This window comes from Phenylobacterium aquaticum (assembly GCF_022695515.1).
In the GTDB taxonomy this organism is placed as follows: domain Bacteria; phylum Pseudomonadota; class Alphaproteobacteria; order Caulobacterales; family Caulobacteraceae; genus Phenylobacterium; species Phenylobacterium aquaticum.
This window is the reverse complement of sequence record NZ_JALDPT010000006.1, coordinates 1-15,575: the sequence shown is the minus strand read 5'-3', so window position 1 is coordinate 15,575 and position 15,575 is coordinate 1. Positions and strand designations below refer to the sequence as shown.

Below are 15,575 nucleotides of genomic sequence, written 5' to 3'. Positions count from 1 at the left end.
CTAGGGCAGCCTGCGGACCTTGGGCTCACGGTCCCACTGCCGCTCGGCCGCCGGTTTCAGGAAGGCGTCCGCCCCTTTCGCCAGATCGATCACCGCGGCGTCAGGGGCCACGCCCGCCTTGTCCAGCAGGGGTTGAGCCTCCGCCGTGAAGCCGATCGCCTTCAGGTGGACGAAGGCGTGGGCGACGAAATCGGTGGCCGCGGATTCCCCGAGCAGTTCGGCGCACCCGGCTTCCGACAGGACCAGGGCGACGGCGTCGAACAGCACGGACGGACTGCCCGCCAGCTGACCATCGGCGGGCAGGACCTTGCCGGACTTCAGGGTGACCCCGCCGATCTTGGGCGCGATGATCTTGACGCTGGCGCCTTGGGCCAGGGCGGCCTTCTTGACCGCCTCGACCAAGGCGCCGTCGGCGTCGTCCGTGACCAGGATCCCCAAGGCGCGACCCATCAGGGACGGCGGATACTTGCCGACGATCCTGAGCGCGGGCGACGGGTCCATGTCCGCGGGTTCCATGGCCGGGGTCGAGGCCTTGGGCAGGTCGACGCCCAGGCCCGCCGCGACCCGGCCAGCGAGATCGGCGTCGACGTTCTGGAGGTTGGCCAGGACGCGGTCGCGGATGTGGGGGAGCACGACCTTGGACAGTTCGAACACCAGGGCCGAGGCCAGGTGGGCCTGCTCGATCGGGGTCTGGGAGCGGTAGAAGAGGCGCGCCTGGCTGTAGTGATCTGCGAAGGTCTCGGCGCGCAGCCGGACCTTGCCGCCCTCGGCGGCGACGGGCGCGGTGCGGAAGCCGCCCACGGGATCCTCGCGCGGACCGCCCTCCTCCCCGGCCTGGGCCAGGCTGTTGGGCTCATAGTTCGCGCGACCCTTGAAGACCTGGGTCTGCATGTGGCCGTCCCGCTGGAAGTTCTGGAACGGACAGCCCTTGGTCTGGTTGATCGGCAGCTGATGGAAGTTGACCGAGCCCAGTCGCGACAGCTGGGTGTCCTGGTAGGAGAACAGCCGGCCCTGCAGCAGCGGGTCTTCCGACACGTCGATGCCGGGGGGCATGTTGGTCGGCAGGAAGGCCGCCTGCTCGGTCTCGGCGAAGAAGTTGTCCGGGTTGCGGTCCAGCACCATGCGGCCGATCACCTTGATCGGAACCATCTCCTCCGGGATCAGCTTGGTCGCGTCGAGGATGTCGAAGGGCAAGGCGTCCGCCTCGGCCTGGCTGAGCAGCTGCACGCCGAACTCCCATTCGGGGAAGTCGCCGGAGTCGATCGCCTCAAACAGGTCGCGACGATGATAGTCCGGATCGGCGCCCGCGATCTTGACGGCCTCATCCCACAGGGTCGACTGGGTCCCGAGCTTGGGCCGCCAGTGGAACTTCACGAAGGTCGCCTCGTCCTGGTCGTTGAGCAGGCGGAAGGTGTTGACCCCGAAGCCCTCCATCATCCGCAGGGAGCGCGGGATGGCGCGGTCGGACATGGCCCACATGATCATGTGGGAGGCCTCCGGCATCAGGCCGATGAAGTCCCAGAATGTGTCATGGGCGCTGGCCGCCTGGGGATAGCCGCGGTCCGCCTCCATCTTCACGGCGTGGACCAGGTCGGGAAATTTGATGGCGTCCTGGATGAAGAACACCGGGATGTTGTTGCCGACGAGATCCCAGTTGCCCTCCTTGGTGTAGAACTTCACCGCGAAGCCGCGCACGTCGCGCGGGGTGTCGACGGAGCCCGCCCCGCCCGCCACCGTGGAGAAGCGGGTGAACAATTCGGTCTTCACCCCCACCTCGGTCAGGATCTTGGCGCGGGTGTATTTGGCCAGGGATTCCGTCAGCTCGAAATGGCCGTGGGCCGCTGAGCCGCGGGCGTGGACGATCCGTTCCGGAATACGCTCATGGTCGAAATGCTGGATCTTCTCCCGCAGGACGAAGTCCTCCAGCAGGGTCGGGCCCCGCGGGCCGGCCTTCAGTGAGTTCTGGTCGTCGGAGACCGGGACGCCGTGATTGGTCGTGATGCGCGCCATGGGCTGGGCGGCCGTCTGATGCAGCTCTCCGCCGGCGCCGACGGTGGCGTCGCCCGGGGCGGGGCTCTTCGAGGTGGGCATGGGCGGACTCCTACGGCGATAAATTGTGGGGGGTCCGTTCAGAACGCGAAGGCGCCTGTTTGGTGACGCATGCATCGATCGAAATCCCTCAGGGTGGGATGCGCGCTTGCCAGCCCGTCCGGTTCGCCTAGGCTTTCCCAGCGTCCGCGCTCAGCGCGGCCCGCGTATCGGCTGAGGGGACGCCATGACAGACGAACACGCCGCCGCGCCCAGGGGCGCGGCCCGCCCTGAGGTGTTCGGTCATCCGCGCGGGCTGCTGGTTCTGGCGGCCACCGATCTGTGGGATCGGATCTCGTTCTACGGCATGCAGTCGCTGCTGGTGCTCTATCTGGTCGATCAGCTCCTGCGTCCCGGCCACGTGGAGCATATCGTGGGCTTCGCGGCCTTCCGGGCGGGGCTTGAGCACCTGACCGGGCCGCTGACCATCCAGGCGCTGGCGACCCAGATCTTCGGGCTCTATGTCGGCCTGGTCGCCCTGGGCTCGGTGTTCGGCGGGCTCATCGGCGACCGCTGGCTGGGCCGCCGCGGCAGCGTGGCCCTGGGCGCCCTCCTGATGACCGCAGGCCACTTCTGCATGGCCTTCGACGCCTCGTTCCTGGCGGCCATGGCCCTGCTGATCCTGGGCGCGGGCCTGTTGCGCGGCAACATCCTGCCGCAGTTCGGCGAGCTCTACGCCCGCGACGACCGCCGCCGGGACGTGGCGTTCCAGGTCTATGGCTCGGCCGTAAACCTGGGCGCCTTCATCGCGCCCCTGCTGACCGGCGCTCTGGGCCAGGCCTATGGCTGGCACGTGGCCTTCGGCTTCGCCGGCGTCGGCATGCTGACCGGTCTGATCATCTATGTCTGGGGCCGCGACCTGGTGCCGGAGGTGCGCCGGCGCGGACCTCAGGCCACGCGGGAGAAGCTGGACCGCGAAGGCTGGCGGATGGTCGGTTTCCTGGTGCTGCTGACCCCCATGGGCGCCGGGTTCTGGGTCGCCCAGTCCCAGGTCTGGAACACCTATAATCTGTGGGTCCGCGACCATGTGGAGCTGCGCTTCGGCGGCTGGACCATGCCCGTGCCGTGGCTGCAGTCCCTGGACGGCCTGGCGCCCTTCATCCTCCTGCCGCCCATGCTGTGGCTGTGGGGCAAGCAGCGGGCCAAGGGCCGCGAGCCCGACGAGTTCGTGAAGACGGCCATCGGCTGCTTTATCTTCTCCGCCGCCACCCTGTGGCTCGCCGCCGCGGGCTTTGTGACCGACGCCCATGGCCGCACGCCGCTGATCTGGCCGGTCATGTTCCACCTGATCTCGAACCTGGGCTGGCTCTATTTCTCACCGCCCTTCTCCGCCCTGTTCTCGCGGCTCGCGCCCCGGGCGGTGAACGCCACCCTGATCGGCATATCGACCGCAGCGGTGACCCTGGGCAGCTTCATCTCCGGCCGTCTGGGCGGACTGTATGAAACGCTCAGCGCCGGCCAGTTCTGGACCCTGCACGCCGCGATCGTCGGAACCGGCGGCCTGGCGCTACTGGCCATGGGCGTGTGGTGTCGCCGGCTGTTCCCGACCCCGGCCTGACCGCCTTGGCGCGGGCGACGACGCGGGCCACATTGCCGGTCGTCCATCGAGGGGGGCCGGCATGAGCGCGACGGATCAGACGGCCGACGGGGTCGTACGCATGGCCCCCGTCGTGAAGATCGCCCTGGCGATCGCGGCGGCGGGGTTCCTGGGGGTCTGCGTCTGGCTGACCTGGGTCGCGCCGGTCCTGACCCCCTATTCCGACATGCTCGACTGGGTGGCGCGCTATCTCGACTTCCGCGGCGACCACGACCTCGCCGCCTATCTTCTGACCCCGCACATCAGCCACCGGCTGGTCGCGACCTTCCTGGTGCTCTGGGCGGACGCCGGCCTGTTCGGGGCCCATGGATGGCTGTTCGTCATCGTGGGCGTCGGCGCCCTCGCCCTGACCGCAGGCCTGCTCGGCAAGGCCGCCGCCCAGGCGGCGCAGGGCGACATGGCCTGGGTGATCGGCGCCGCGGCCGCGGGCCTGACCCTGGGGCCAGGCGGCTTCCTCGACGCGACCCTGCACATCTGCACCATCTATGTCGAAGCCCTCGCCTTCATGGTCGGCGCCATCCTGCTGGCCTCGCCCGCGGGAGAGGAGGCCCCCTCCCCCGGTCGCCTGATCCTGGCCTTGGCCTGCGCGGTCGCCGCGGCCTTCTGCAATGGCGTGGGCCTGGCCGTGTGGCCGGTCCTGGCCTTCGCGACCTGGCGTCGGAACCGCATGCTGGGCCAGGCGATCCTGGTGGGTGGCGTGCTGTTCGCCCTGGCCTATTTCGCGGGCCAGGCAGGGGGAAGCGCCCTCCATGCGCCGCAGACGGCCGGCGGCGGCGGGGTGCGCCGGATGGCCCTGATGTTCTTCAGCTATCTGGGACTGCCCTTGACCTGGGCGGTTCCGCGGCTGGGCTGGGCGCTCGGCCTGGTCCTGGCCGGGCTGAGCGGCTGGGCGATCCTGCGCCGGGGCGGCCATGACGCGCCCCGCGCCGAACGGGTGGCTGTCCAGCTGATCCAGCTCTCGCTGGTCACCGCGGCCATGGCCGCGGTCGGACGCAACGACGCCGCGCTGCCGACCCAGGCGCCCTTGCGCTATGCGGTGTTCCTGACCCCGCTGCATGTGGGCCTGCTGATGCTGGCCGCGCCCGCGCTGCAGAAGATCGTGTTCGCGCGACCGAGGCAGACCCAAGCCCTGCTGGTCGTCGTCGCCCTGCTGTTCACCGCGCTTCAGCTGGGCGCCGGTGTGTTCGTGGCCCGCACGGCCGACATCAATCGCGCCCGCATCGCCGCCTTCAAGTCGGGCGACCGCAGCCCGCCCGTGCTCGCGGTCATGTATCCCGACGCCGCAAAGGCCGAGGCCATGCGGGCCCGGATGGCGGCGGCCGGGGTCTATCAGGACAACTAGGCCAGGTTCTCTTTCAGCAGGGCGTCGAAATAGGCGATCGTCTTGGCGAGGCCGGCCTCCAGGTGGGTGGTCGGCTCCCAGCCCAGGATCTCGCGGGCCTTGGAGATGTCAGGCTGGCGCTGGCGCGGATCGTCCGACGGCAGGGGCCGGAACTCCAGTTTCGAGGCCGAACCGGTCATGTCGATGACCTTTTCCGCCAGCTGGCGGATGGTGAACTCGCCGGGATTGCCCAGATTGATCGGCCCGGTCACCTCGTCGCCCGTCGCCATCAGGCGCAGGAAACCCTCGACCAGATCGTCGACGAAGCAGAAGGAGCGGGTCTGGGCGCCGTCGCCATAAAGGGTGATCGCTTCGCCCTTCAGCGCCTGGACCACGAAGTTGGACACCACGCGCCCGTCGTTCGGGTGCATGCGCGGGCCATAGGTGTTGAAGATCCGCGCCACCTTGATCCGCAGCTTGTGCTGGCGGTGATAGTCGAAGAACAGGGTCTCGGCGCAGCGCTTGCCCTCGTCATAGCAGGAGCGGATGCCGATCGGATTGACGTTGCCCCAGTACTCCTCGACCTGGGGGTGGACCGCAGGGTCGCCATAGACCTCGCTGGTCGAGGCCTGGAAGATCTTGGCGCGGGTGCGTTTGGCCAGGCCCAGCATATTGATCGCGCCGTGGACCGAGGTCTTGGTCGTCTGGACCGGATCGTACTGGTAGTGGATCGGCGAGGCCGGACAGGCCAGGTTGTAGATCTCGTCGACCTCCACGAAGAGCGGGAAGGTCACGTCGTGGCGCATCAGCTCGAAGTTCGAATTGTCGAGCAGCCGGGCCACATTGCGCCGCGTACCGGTGAAATAGTTGTCGATGCACAGCACCTCGTGGCCCTGGGCCAGGAGGCGTTCGCACAGGTGCGAGCCGATGAAGCCGGCGCCGCCGGTGACCAAGATGCGCTTCATGAGCCTTCGCCTTGTGTTGCCCGCCCTTCGTGCCCGGATTCCCCGCTTCCAAGAACCTTTGCTTCGCCCTCGAGGCTGGAGGTGTCGAAGCCATGGAACAGGGACAGGAAGCGGAACGGGTTCTCCTGGTAGGACGGGTACATCACGTTGTTGATGTCCGAGGTCGTGTCGAAATAGGCGATCTGGGCCGCCTCGCCCCGGAAGGCCAGGTGATGCCGGCCGAGGATCAGGGCCATCTGGTCGATCCAGCGGGTCACCTCCGCGCCGGACAGCGCCCGCTCCAGATAGGCCCGCAGGAAGGCCAGCAGGCGTTGCGCATTGGGGGTCGGATTGACCTGGAGCAGATTGGCGGTGAGCCGCGAGCCCGCGTTCCAGCTGGCCTCGTTCTCGTTGAACACCACGTCGGCGGTCGCGGTCCGCTCCAGGAGATCCTTCACCCCGCGCTGGAGGATCAGGTCGATGTCTGAAACGAAGACCGGGCGGGCGAGATGGCCGAGCAGCGCGCCCAGCCGGATGAAGCGGATCGACTGATAGTGGGCGACGGGCTTGGCGATCAGGCCCTTGGGCGGGGCGTCGTAGCAGGCGGTCTTCAGGGCCGTCTCCGCGTCGAAACGGTCGCCGGCGAACACAACCCTGGGATCGGAGATCCCGACCTTGGCGGCGATCTCCGCCAGACGATCGAGCCCGCCGATCACATGGATCACCACCAGGCTTGGCACGTCGCCGTATTTCAGCACCGAGAGTGCATACCAGCGGGCGTAGAGCTCGACATAGGCTTCGTCTGCGGCCGCGAAGAACACGGCTTCCGCCCCCAGCGCATCGGCATGGGCGCGCACCGCGGCCCAGTCCATCGCCTCACCCGTCGCGGCGCGAAAGGCGATCTCGCCCTCCGGCCCCGGGACCGGCGTCGGGCCCTGCACGGCGGCCAGGTCCACCGCGTCGATCAGCAGGCGATAATGCTTGGCCCAGCCCTCCCATTCCGAGCCCGGCTCGGTCGTCACCTCCAGGGCGCGGGCGGCGGCCAGCAGGGTCTGCAGCTGGCCCAGGCCGGTCGGGGTCAGGGGCCGGCAGAGGATTTGGCTGGCGACGTCATGCAGGTCGCGCAGGCGTATCAGCGGGTGCAGGTCGCTCTTTGGCGACAGGGCCGCCAGCATGCGCTGCACGATCTCGCCCTCGACGTCCTGGGCCTGTTCCCCGTGTTCGACCAGGTAGCCGCGCGCCTCGGCATGGCCGGGCTCAAGGGCGATGAGGGCGCGGGCGTAGCGCAGGGCCGCATCCGTGCGCCCCAGGGCCCGGTTGCAGGCGAAGGCCGCGGCGAGCATGGGCGGCCCCTGGGGGATCAGGTCGGCCAGGGCGGCCGCGTATTTCTCGGCCAGATCCAGCTCGCCGGCCGCCAGGTGGGCGTTGAATCGCTCCACCGCCGGCAGGGACTGGGCGCGGATCTCGTCCAGCAGGGCCTCGGGATCGGCGCTGGCGACCTTGAGCGCGCAGAGCCGCTCCAGGGCGGCCAGGGTCTCGCCCTTGCCGGCCAGGGCCCTCACCTCGCCCAGCCGCAGATTGGGGTCGGCGGGATCGAGGGTCAGGAGATGTTCGAACAGGACCAGGGCGTCGTCGTGACGCCCCTCCCCGCTCAGGCCCCGGGCGAGCGCGGCCAGTCTCGCCGTCGTGGGGCCCGTGCTCATGCCCGGTCGAAGAACTGGCCGTACATGGCGATCACGTCGTTCCGGGTCGGGCCCAGATAGTCGCCATTCATCGGCTTGAACGAGATGGCGCCGCGCCAGTGCATCTGGAACTCGAAGCGCTCGCGGTTCGCCGGCCAGTTGGCTTCGTCGGCCAGGGCCAGATGCTCCAGCAGCGGGATCTTGGGCGCCAGCACCAACTCCTCGCCTATGTTGTCCAGCACCCAGCGGTGATGGATGAAGCCGCGATAGGGGCCCTCGGGGCGCAGGCTTTCCAGGAACCGCGACGGCACGGCGATGTAGCCCGCCTCGGCGATGCGCGGCAGCATCTCCAGCGCCATGGCCGGATAGGCCAGGTCCTCAAGGGTGTGGGAGCAGACCGCATAGGCGAAGCGGCCATGCTTGGCGACGTGCCGCAGGACGGCGTCCCAGCTGCGGCTGTCATTGAAATTGCCCTGGAAATGCAGGGGCGCGACCTGGGTGTCGTTCATGTCGAAGGTCGCGTCGAGCACCTCCGCCGTCCAGGGATTGGCCGCCGCGCCCACGTCGATGACGCTGAATTCCGGGCACTTGGCCTTCTGGGCCTTCAGCCAGTCCAGCAGGGCGTCGTGGCCGTGCAGGGTTCCGTAGCCGTAGTTCTGGCTGGGCCGCTTCACCAGCTTCTCGAACAGGAAGTCCATCTGCAGGAGGCCGCCGTCGGCCACGCCGCGCAGGCGATGAAACTCGGTGACGTCGGCGCAGCGGAAGCCCATGGCCGCCATCTGGGCGAACACCTGCTCGGCCTTGGCGCCGCCCAGATTGTATTCGACCAGAGAGATCTCAATCAGGACATAGTCCGCCTGGCGGATCACCTGCTGACCGCCGATCAGCACGTCGAGTTCCGAGCCCTGGGTGTCGATCTTGACGAAGTCGAAGCGGCGGCCGGCGAACAGTTCGTCCAGCCGGACCTTGTCGACCTCCTGCTTCAGCACGACCTCGTCGCGGAAGAAGGCGGTGTTCTCGCGGTAGAGCGAGCTGCCGGTGGACTGCAGCCATTCCTGGGTCAGGAACATCTCGGCCTTGCCGGCCTCCGACGAGGCGGCGACGGCATGGCGTTCGAACGGCAGGCGCGCCAGGTCGTCCTGGCAGTGGGGATTGGGCTCGATCAGGGTCGGGACGCAGGCGGGGAACACCTCACGGAACGACAGGGCGAAGCCGCCCAGATGGGCGCCCACATCGAGCAGGGTCCGGGGCGCATAGCCCTGGAACCGCAGGCCTTCGAGGACGTCTCTGTTCATCGGTCTTCCAAAATGCGTCCGCGGGCCCGGGCTGGCGAACTGGTCTGAAGTCAGTCCCCGGCGGCGCGTTTGCGCGGCATGGGCGTCACGGCCGCCGTCGCCCCGCCGACGAGGGCGTCGGCCGCGGCGATGTCGGCCTCGGTCCAGAACCGGCCGTCGGCCGGCAGAGGCCGCAGCAGGTGGCGCCGGGCGAGCCGGGCCTTGTAGATCGCGGGATAGTCGGCGACCGCCAGCATTTCCTCGCCCTCGTGATCCAGGTCGGTCCCGATGGAGAAATAGGCGTCGAGATTGGTCAGGTCGGGCTGCGGCAGGCGGCCCTGCTGGGCGTCCACGACCATGTCGGCGTAGAGCGCCTCCAGGCTGGTCACCAGCTTGTCCATGTTGAACAGGTCGCAGGTCATGCGCCCCGCCTCGAGCCGGGCCTTGAGCGCGGCGATCTGGGCTGGGTTGGAGCCCAGGGCCACGGCGCGCTCGACATAGTCCTGCGGGCTGGACGCCACCAGGTCGCCAAGCCCGGCGGCGGTCACCAGGCTGCCGCAGACCCGCGAGGCGAAGCTGCGGCCCGGCAAGGTCAGGACCGGCACGCCCATCCACAGCGAGTCCGAGGCGGTCGTGTGGGCGCCATAGGGCGAGGTGTCGAGGAACAGGTCGGCCAGCGGATAGCGCGCCAGGTGCATGGCGTTGTGCTGCTTGGGCGCGAAGATCAGGCGGTCGCGGGCCACGCCCGCCTGTTCGGCGTAGCCGCGCAGGCGCTCGTGGGTCTCCTCGGCGCTGTGCAGCAGCCAGAGCACGCTGCCCTCCACCCGCTTCAGGATCTCCATCCAGCGGCCGAAGGTGAAGCGGCTGATCTTCTGGGGCCCGTTGAAGCAGCAGAACACCACGGCGTGGTCCGGCAGGCCGGCCTCGGCCCGGGTCGGCCGTTCGGGCGCCACGGCACGCTTGCGGTCATTGGGCTGGTAGCAGGGCAGCCGCCGAACAGCCTCGGAATAGTAGAGCTCGTGGTCCGGCGGGATGATCCAGGGATCGGCGATGATGTACTGGTGGTGCGGGCCGCCCATGGTGCCGGGATAGCCCAGCCAGTTCACCTGGATCGGGGCCGGACGCCGCGAGAACAACGCGGTCTTGGCGTCGCGGGTATGGCCGTTGACGTCGACCAGGATGTCGATCCCGTCCGCCGCGATCTTGGCGGCCGCCGCCGCGTCGGTCAGGCCGCGGATGTCGGTCCAGTGCTCCACCGCCGCGCGGATGCGGGCGTTGAGGCCGTCGCTGGACGGCGGGCCGCAATAATAGGCGAAGACCTCGATCTTCGACCGGTCATGCACCTCGAACAGCTCGGCCATCAGATAGCCGACGGCGTGGTCGCGCAGGTCTGAGGAGACATAGCCGACCTTGAGCCGCCGACCGGTCAGGTCGATCGGCGCATGACGGCGATCGCAGCTGAGATCGGCCTCGGGGCTGAGATCGACCAGCTCGGAATTGTACCGGCTGGCCGCGGCCAGCTGCAGCATGGGGTCATCGGTATAGACCCCCATGGACAGGGGATGGATCCCGGCGACCAGGCTCTTGCGGTCTGTCCCCTCCCAGGGGGCAGAGATCGGCCACTTGCACTGACCCATGCGCAGGGCCAGCACCTGGCCCAGCACGTCGTACTGGCGCGGATTGAGGGTGAGACACTGCTGGAGCGCCACCTCGGCCGGCTCGAGCTTCTGATGGTCGGCGAGCACCCGGCCGATCTGCTTCAGGGCCGCGACGGCGTAGCCGATGGCCGGACCGGTCACCGCGGACAGCTTGTTGATCACCGTGCGCCACTGCTCGACCGCGCCGTCGAGGTCGCCGGAGCGTTCGAGCACGCCGCCCAGATTGATATAGGCGGGCAGGAATTCCGGATTGACCGCCAGGGCCTGGCTCAGGGCGTCGCGGGCGCCTTCGATGTCGCCGGCGTCGAGATGCAGGCCGGCACGGTTGAACTGGGCGACATAGACCTGGGGATGTTCGGGGTTGAACTGGATCCAGACCCGGTAGACCTGCTGGGCCAGGGTCGAGTGCCCGGTCTGCAACAGCTCCGTGGCCACCGTGATGACCCCGCCGAGGTCCAACTGACCCGCGGTGATCCTCTGGACCGCCGAAATGAACACTGCTTCGGACATGCTACTCCCGACCCTGGGGTCGGCGGCCGTCCGGGTGGGTCTGCATGCCAGTCAAGAGACCCTCCCCGCTCCGGTCGCGCGCTATGATTCGTATTAAGAAATCATCGCACGGCGCGGGCGCCGAACCAATTCGCGCGCCCTGGAGGCGAGCCGCCCGGGCCCGGCGAATTGTCGCGCAGCAAAACGCCGGACGTGAGGGTCGCTCACGCCCGGCGCTTGGAGGCTTTCAGATCAGGACCGGCCTCAGGTGATGCCGAGGTAGGCCAGGATCTGCGGATCATCCAGCGACTGGACCTGGGTCGCGGTGAAGGCCTCGGCCTGCGAAAAGTTCAGGGCCGAGATATTCGTCGTGGACAGGTTGTCGATCTGGGTCGTGGTCAGGCCCGGGATCTGGGTCGTCGAGAAGCCGGTCATCTGGGTCGTGGTCAGGGCCGCGATCACCGTGGTGGTCAGGGCGCCGATCTGCGTCGAGGTCAGGGCGCCGAGCTGGGTGGTGGTCAGCTCCCCGATATCGGTCTCGTTCAGCGCATGGACCTGGGTCGTGCTCAGGCCGCGCAGCTGGGTGCCCGAGAGCGCATGGGTCTGGGTGGTGTCCAGGGCCGACAGGCTGGTCGTGGTCAGGTTGGACAGCTGCGTCGGCGTCAGGCCCCCGATCTGGGTCGAGGACAGTTCACCGATATCCGTGCTGGTCAGGGCCGCGACCTGCGCCGAGCTGAGGCTCCGGAGCTGGGTGGTGGACAGAGCGCCGACCTGGGTGGCGTTCAGGGCGGAGACCGTGGCGGGCGCCAGCGAACTCAACTGGGTCGGCGTCAGGCCGCCGATCTGGGTCGAGGTGAAGTCGGCGATGTCCGTCGTCGAGATCCCCACCAGCTGGATGGTCGAGAGCCCCTGCAGCTGGGTGGTCGAGAGCACCCCGATGCTGGTGGCGTCCAGCGAGGACAGGTTGGTCGCCGAGATACCCGAGACCTGGGTCGAGGTCAGGGCCCCGAGTTGGGTCGTGGTCAGTTCGGCGAAGTCCGTCGCGTTGAGCGAGCGGATCTGGGTCGTGGTCAGACCCTGGACCTGGGTGGTCGAGAGCGCGCCGACCTGGGTCGCATCCAGGTTGGACAGGGCCGTGGTGGTCAGAGCGCCGAGCTGGGTCGAGGCCAGACCGCCGATCTGGGTGGTGGACAGGGCCCCGGCGTTCGGACCGCTGAGCGCGCCGATCTGGGTCGTGGTGAGCGCACCGACCTGGGTCGAGGAGAGTTCACCGATATCCGTGGTCGAGAGGCCCGACACCTGGGTGGTGGTGAGCGCCTTGACCTGGGTCGCGGACAGCGCCCCGACCTGGGTCGCGTCGAGCGCCGAGACCGCCGTGGCGGTCAGAGCCGCCAGCTGGGTCGTGTAGAGCGAGCCGATCTGGGTCGAGCTGAGCTCGGCCATGTCGCCCGCGCTCAGGCCGCTCAGCTGGGTCGTGGAGAGCCCGCGCACCTGGGTGGTGGTCAGGGCGCCGACCGTGGTGGCGTCGAGGTTGGAGACATTGGTCGCCGAGAGCGCATTCAGCTGGGCCGCGGTGAGCGATCCGATCTGGGTGGTGCTGAGCTCGCCGAAGTCGGTGGTCGTCAGGCTCCGCAGCTGGGTGCCGGTCAGGCCCTGGACCTGGGTGGTCGAGAGCGAACCGACCTGGGTGGCGTCCAGGTTGGAGAGCGAGGTGTTGGACAGAGACCCGAGCTGGGTGGAGCTGAGGCCGCCGATCTGGGTGGTCGAGAGGACCGCCAGCTGGGTGGTCGCCAGAGCCGCGAACTGGGTGGTGGCCAGGGCGCCGAGCTGGGTCGAGGACAGCTCGCCGATGTCGGTGGTCGACAGGCCGCCGAGCTGGGTGGTGGTGAGCGCCTTGATCTGGGTGGCGTTCAGGGTTCCGACCTGGGTCGCGTCAAGCGACGAGACCGCGGTGGCCGTCAGGGCCCCAATCTGGGTGCCGGCCAGGCTGCCGACCTGGGTCGAGGACAGCTCCCCGACATCGGTGGTCGACAGACCGCCGAGCTGGGTCGTGGTCAGGCCCTTGAGCTGGGTCGTCGAGAGCGCGCCGACCTGGGTGGCGCTGAGCGCCGACAGGGCGGTGGGCGTGAGCGCGCCGATCTGGGTCGAGCTGAGCGCGCCGACCTGGGTCGAGGACAGCTCGCCCACGTCGGTGGTGGTCAGGCCGCGCAGCTGATCGGTGGTGAGGCCCTTCACCTGGGTGGTGGAGAGCGCGCCGACCTGGGTCGCGTCCAGAGCCGAGACATTGGTCGCCGACAGGGCGCCGAGTTGGGTCGCCGAGAGCGAGTCCAGCTGGGTCGTGGTCAGTTCGCCGAAGTCGGTGGTGGTCAGGCTGCGAAGCTGGGTCGCCGTCAGGCCGCTCACCTGGGTGGTGGAGAGCGAGCCGACCTGGGTGGCGTCCAGTCCGGAGAGCGTCGTGTTCGAGATCCCGCCCAGCTGGGTCGAGGTCAGGCCCGTCAGCTGGGTGGTCGAGAGCGCGCCGATATTGGTCGACGATAGCCCGCTGAGCTGGGTCGCCGAGAGCGCCCCGACCTGGGTCGAGGACAGTTCGCCGATATCGGTGGTCGAGAGACCGCCGAGCTGGGTCGAGGTGAGCGCCTTGATCTGGGTGGCGTTCAGCGAACCGGTCTGGGTCGCGTCGAGCGCCGAGAGCGCCGTCGGCGTCAGGGCGGCCAGCTGGGTCGTCGCCAGGCTGCCGATCTGGGTCGAGGACAGCTCACCGATATCGGTGGTCGAGAGACCGCCGACCTGGGTCGTGGTCAGGCCCTTGAGCTGGGTCGTCGACAGGGCGCCGGTCTGGGTGGCGTCGAGCGCCGACAGGGCCGTGGCGGTGAGCGCCCCGAGCTGGGTCGAGCTGAGCGCGCCCACCTGGGTCGAGGAAAGCTCGCCCACGTCGGTGGTGGTCAGGCCGCGCAGCTGATCGGTGGTGAGGCCCTTCACCTGGGTGGTGGTGAGGGCGCCGACCGTGGTGGCGTCGAGGTTGGAGACGTTGGTCGCCGACAGCGAGCTCAGTTGGGTCGCGGTGAGCGAGCCGATCTGGGTCGTGGTCAGGTCGGCGAAGTCCGTCGTCGTCAGGCTGCGCAGCTGGGTGCCGGTCAGGCCCTGGACCTGGGTGGTCGAGAGCGAGCCGACCTGGGTCGCATCCAGGGTCGACAGGGTCGTGTTGGTCAGGGTCCCGAGCTGGGTGGCGCTGAGGCCGGTCAGCTGGGTGGTCGAGAGCGCGCCGACATTGGTCGCCCCGAGCGCGCTGATCTGGGTCGCCGTGAGCGCCCCCACCTGGGTCGAGGACAGCTCGCCCACGTCGGTGGTCGACAGACCGCCGAGTTGGGTGGTGGTCAGAGCCTTGATCTGGGTGGCGTTCAGCGAACTGGTCTGGGTCGCGTCGAGCGCGGAGAGCGCCGTCGGCGTCAGGGCGGCCAGCTGGGTCGTCGCCAGGCTGCCGATCTGGGTCGAGGACAGCTCACCGATATCGGTGGTCGAGAGACCGCCGACCTGGGTCGTGGTCAGGCCCTTGAGCTGGGTCGTCGAGAGCGCGCCGACCTGGGTCGAGCTGAGCGACGACAGGGCGGTGGCGGTCAGGGCGCCGAGCTGAGTCGAGCTGAGCGCCCCGACCTGGGTCGAGGAGAGCTCGCCGATGTCGGTGGTCGTCAGGCCGCGGAGCTGGTCGGTGGTCAGGCCCTTCACCTGGGTGGTGGAGAGCGCGCCGACCTGGGTGGCGTCCAGAGCCGAGGCATTGGTCGCCGACAGGGCGCCGAGTTGGGTCGCCGAGAGCGAGTCCAGCTGGGTCGTCGTCAGCTCGCCGAAGTCGGTGGTGGTCAGGCTGCGCAGCTGGGTGGCCGTCAGGCCGCTCACCTGGGTGGTGGAGAGCGAGCCGACCTGGGTCGCGTCCAGCGTCGAGAGCGTTGTGTTCGACAGGGCCCCGAGCTGGGTCGAGGACAGGCCGGTCAGCTGGGTGGTCGAGAGCGAGCCCACATTGGTGGTGCTGAGCGCGCCGAGCTGAGTCGCGGTCAGGGCCCCGACCTGGGTCGAGGACAGTTCGCCGATGTCGGTGGTCGAGAGACCGCCGAGCTGGGTCGAGGTGAGCGCCTTGACCTGGGTAGCGCTGAGCGAACCGGTCTGGGTCGCGTCGAGGGCCGAAACCGCCGTGGCCGTCAGGGCGGCCAGCTGGGTGGTCGCCAGGCTGCCGATCTGGGTGGACGACAGTTCACCGATGTCAGTGGCGCTCAGGCCGCCGACCTGGGTGGTGGTCAGGCCCTTGAGCTGGGTCGTCGACAGGACGCCGACCTGGGTCGCATCCAGGGCCGAGAGGGCCCCGGCGCTGAGCGCGCCGATCTGGGTCGAGGACAGGGCGCCGACCTGGGTCGAGGAGAGCTCGCCGACGTCGGTGGTGGTCAGGCCGCGCAGCTGATCGGCCGTGAGGCCCTTTACCTGGGTGGTGGTCAGGGCGCCGACGGTCGTCGCATCGAGGTTGGAGACGTTGGTC

The 15,575-nt window shown here is 69.0% G+C and carries 8 protein-coding genes; 2 read left to right on the top strand and 6 right to left on the bottom strand.

Features of this window, described 5'->3' with window-relative positions:
- Positions 1 to 2,091 carry a catalase gene (locus MQH10_RS06115; RefSeq protein ID WP_242563180.1) on the bottom strand — a complete coding sequence of 697 codons (2,091 nt, stop codon included), beginning with the start codon at positions 2,089 to 2,091 and terminating at the stop codon, positions 1 to 3.
- A gap of 184 nt (positions 2,092 to 2,275) precedes the next feature.
- Between MQH10_RS06115 and MQH10_RS06110 the strand changes: the two genes are divergently transcribed.
- Positions 2,276 to 3,646 (top strand): peptide MFS transporter, encoded by a 1,371-nt coding sequence (locus MQH10_RS06110; protein ID WP_242563179.1) that lies wholly within the window; start codon positions 2,276 to 2,278, stop codon positions 3,644 to 3,646.
- 61 nt (positions 3,647 to 3,707) lie between these two features.
- Positions 3,708 to 5,027: a hypothetical protein gene (locus MQH10_RS06105; protein WP_242563178.1), complete on the top strand. Its 1,320-nt coding sequence runs from the start codon at positions 3,708 to 3,710 to the stop codon at positions 5,025 to 5,027.
- Here MQH10_RS06105 and MQH10_RS06100 read toward each other — a convergent pair.
- The 5 genes from MQH10_RS06100 to MQH10_RS06080 form a co-directional block, all read right to left on the bottom strand.
- Entirely contained in the window at positions 5,024 to 5,971 is a 948-nt protein-coding gene (locus MQH10_RS06100; protein WP_242563177.1) for a UDP-glucuronic acid decarboxylase family protein, read from the bottom strand. The genes MQH10_RS06105 and MQH10_RS06100 overlap by 4 nt on opposite strands.
- Positions 5,968 to 7,653, bottom strand: coding sequence for a tetratricopeptide repeat protein (locus MQH10_RS06095; RefSeq protein WP_242563176.1), 1,686 nt, complete (start codon positions 7,651 to 7,653; stop codon positions 5,968 to 5,970). Before MQH10_RS06095 ends, MQH10_RS06100 begins: the two co-directional genes overlap by 4 nt.
- On the bottom strand, positions 7,650 to 8,927 hold the full coding sequence (locus tag MQH10_RS06090; RefSeq protein ID WP_242563175.1) for an FkbM family methyltransferase: 1,278 nt from the start codon (positions 8,925 to 8,927) through the stop codon (positions 7,650 to 7,652). Before MQH10_RS06090 ends, MQH10_RS06095 begins: the two co-directional genes overlap by 4 nt.
- Before the next feature lie 50 nt (positions 8,928 to 8,977).
- Positions 8,978 to 11,074, bottom strand: coding sequence for an O-linked N-acetylglucosamine transferase, SPINDLY family protein (locus MQH10_RS06085; protein WP_242563174.1), 2,097 nt, complete (start codon positions 11,072 to 11,074; stop codon positions 8,978 to 8,980).
- 243 nt (positions 11,075 to 11,317) lie between these two features.
- Positions 11,318 to 15,575 (bottom strand): beta strand repeat-containing protein (locus MQH10_RS06080; RefSeq protein ID WP_419720756.1); only part of this gene is annotated, 4,258 nt, incomplete at its 5' end.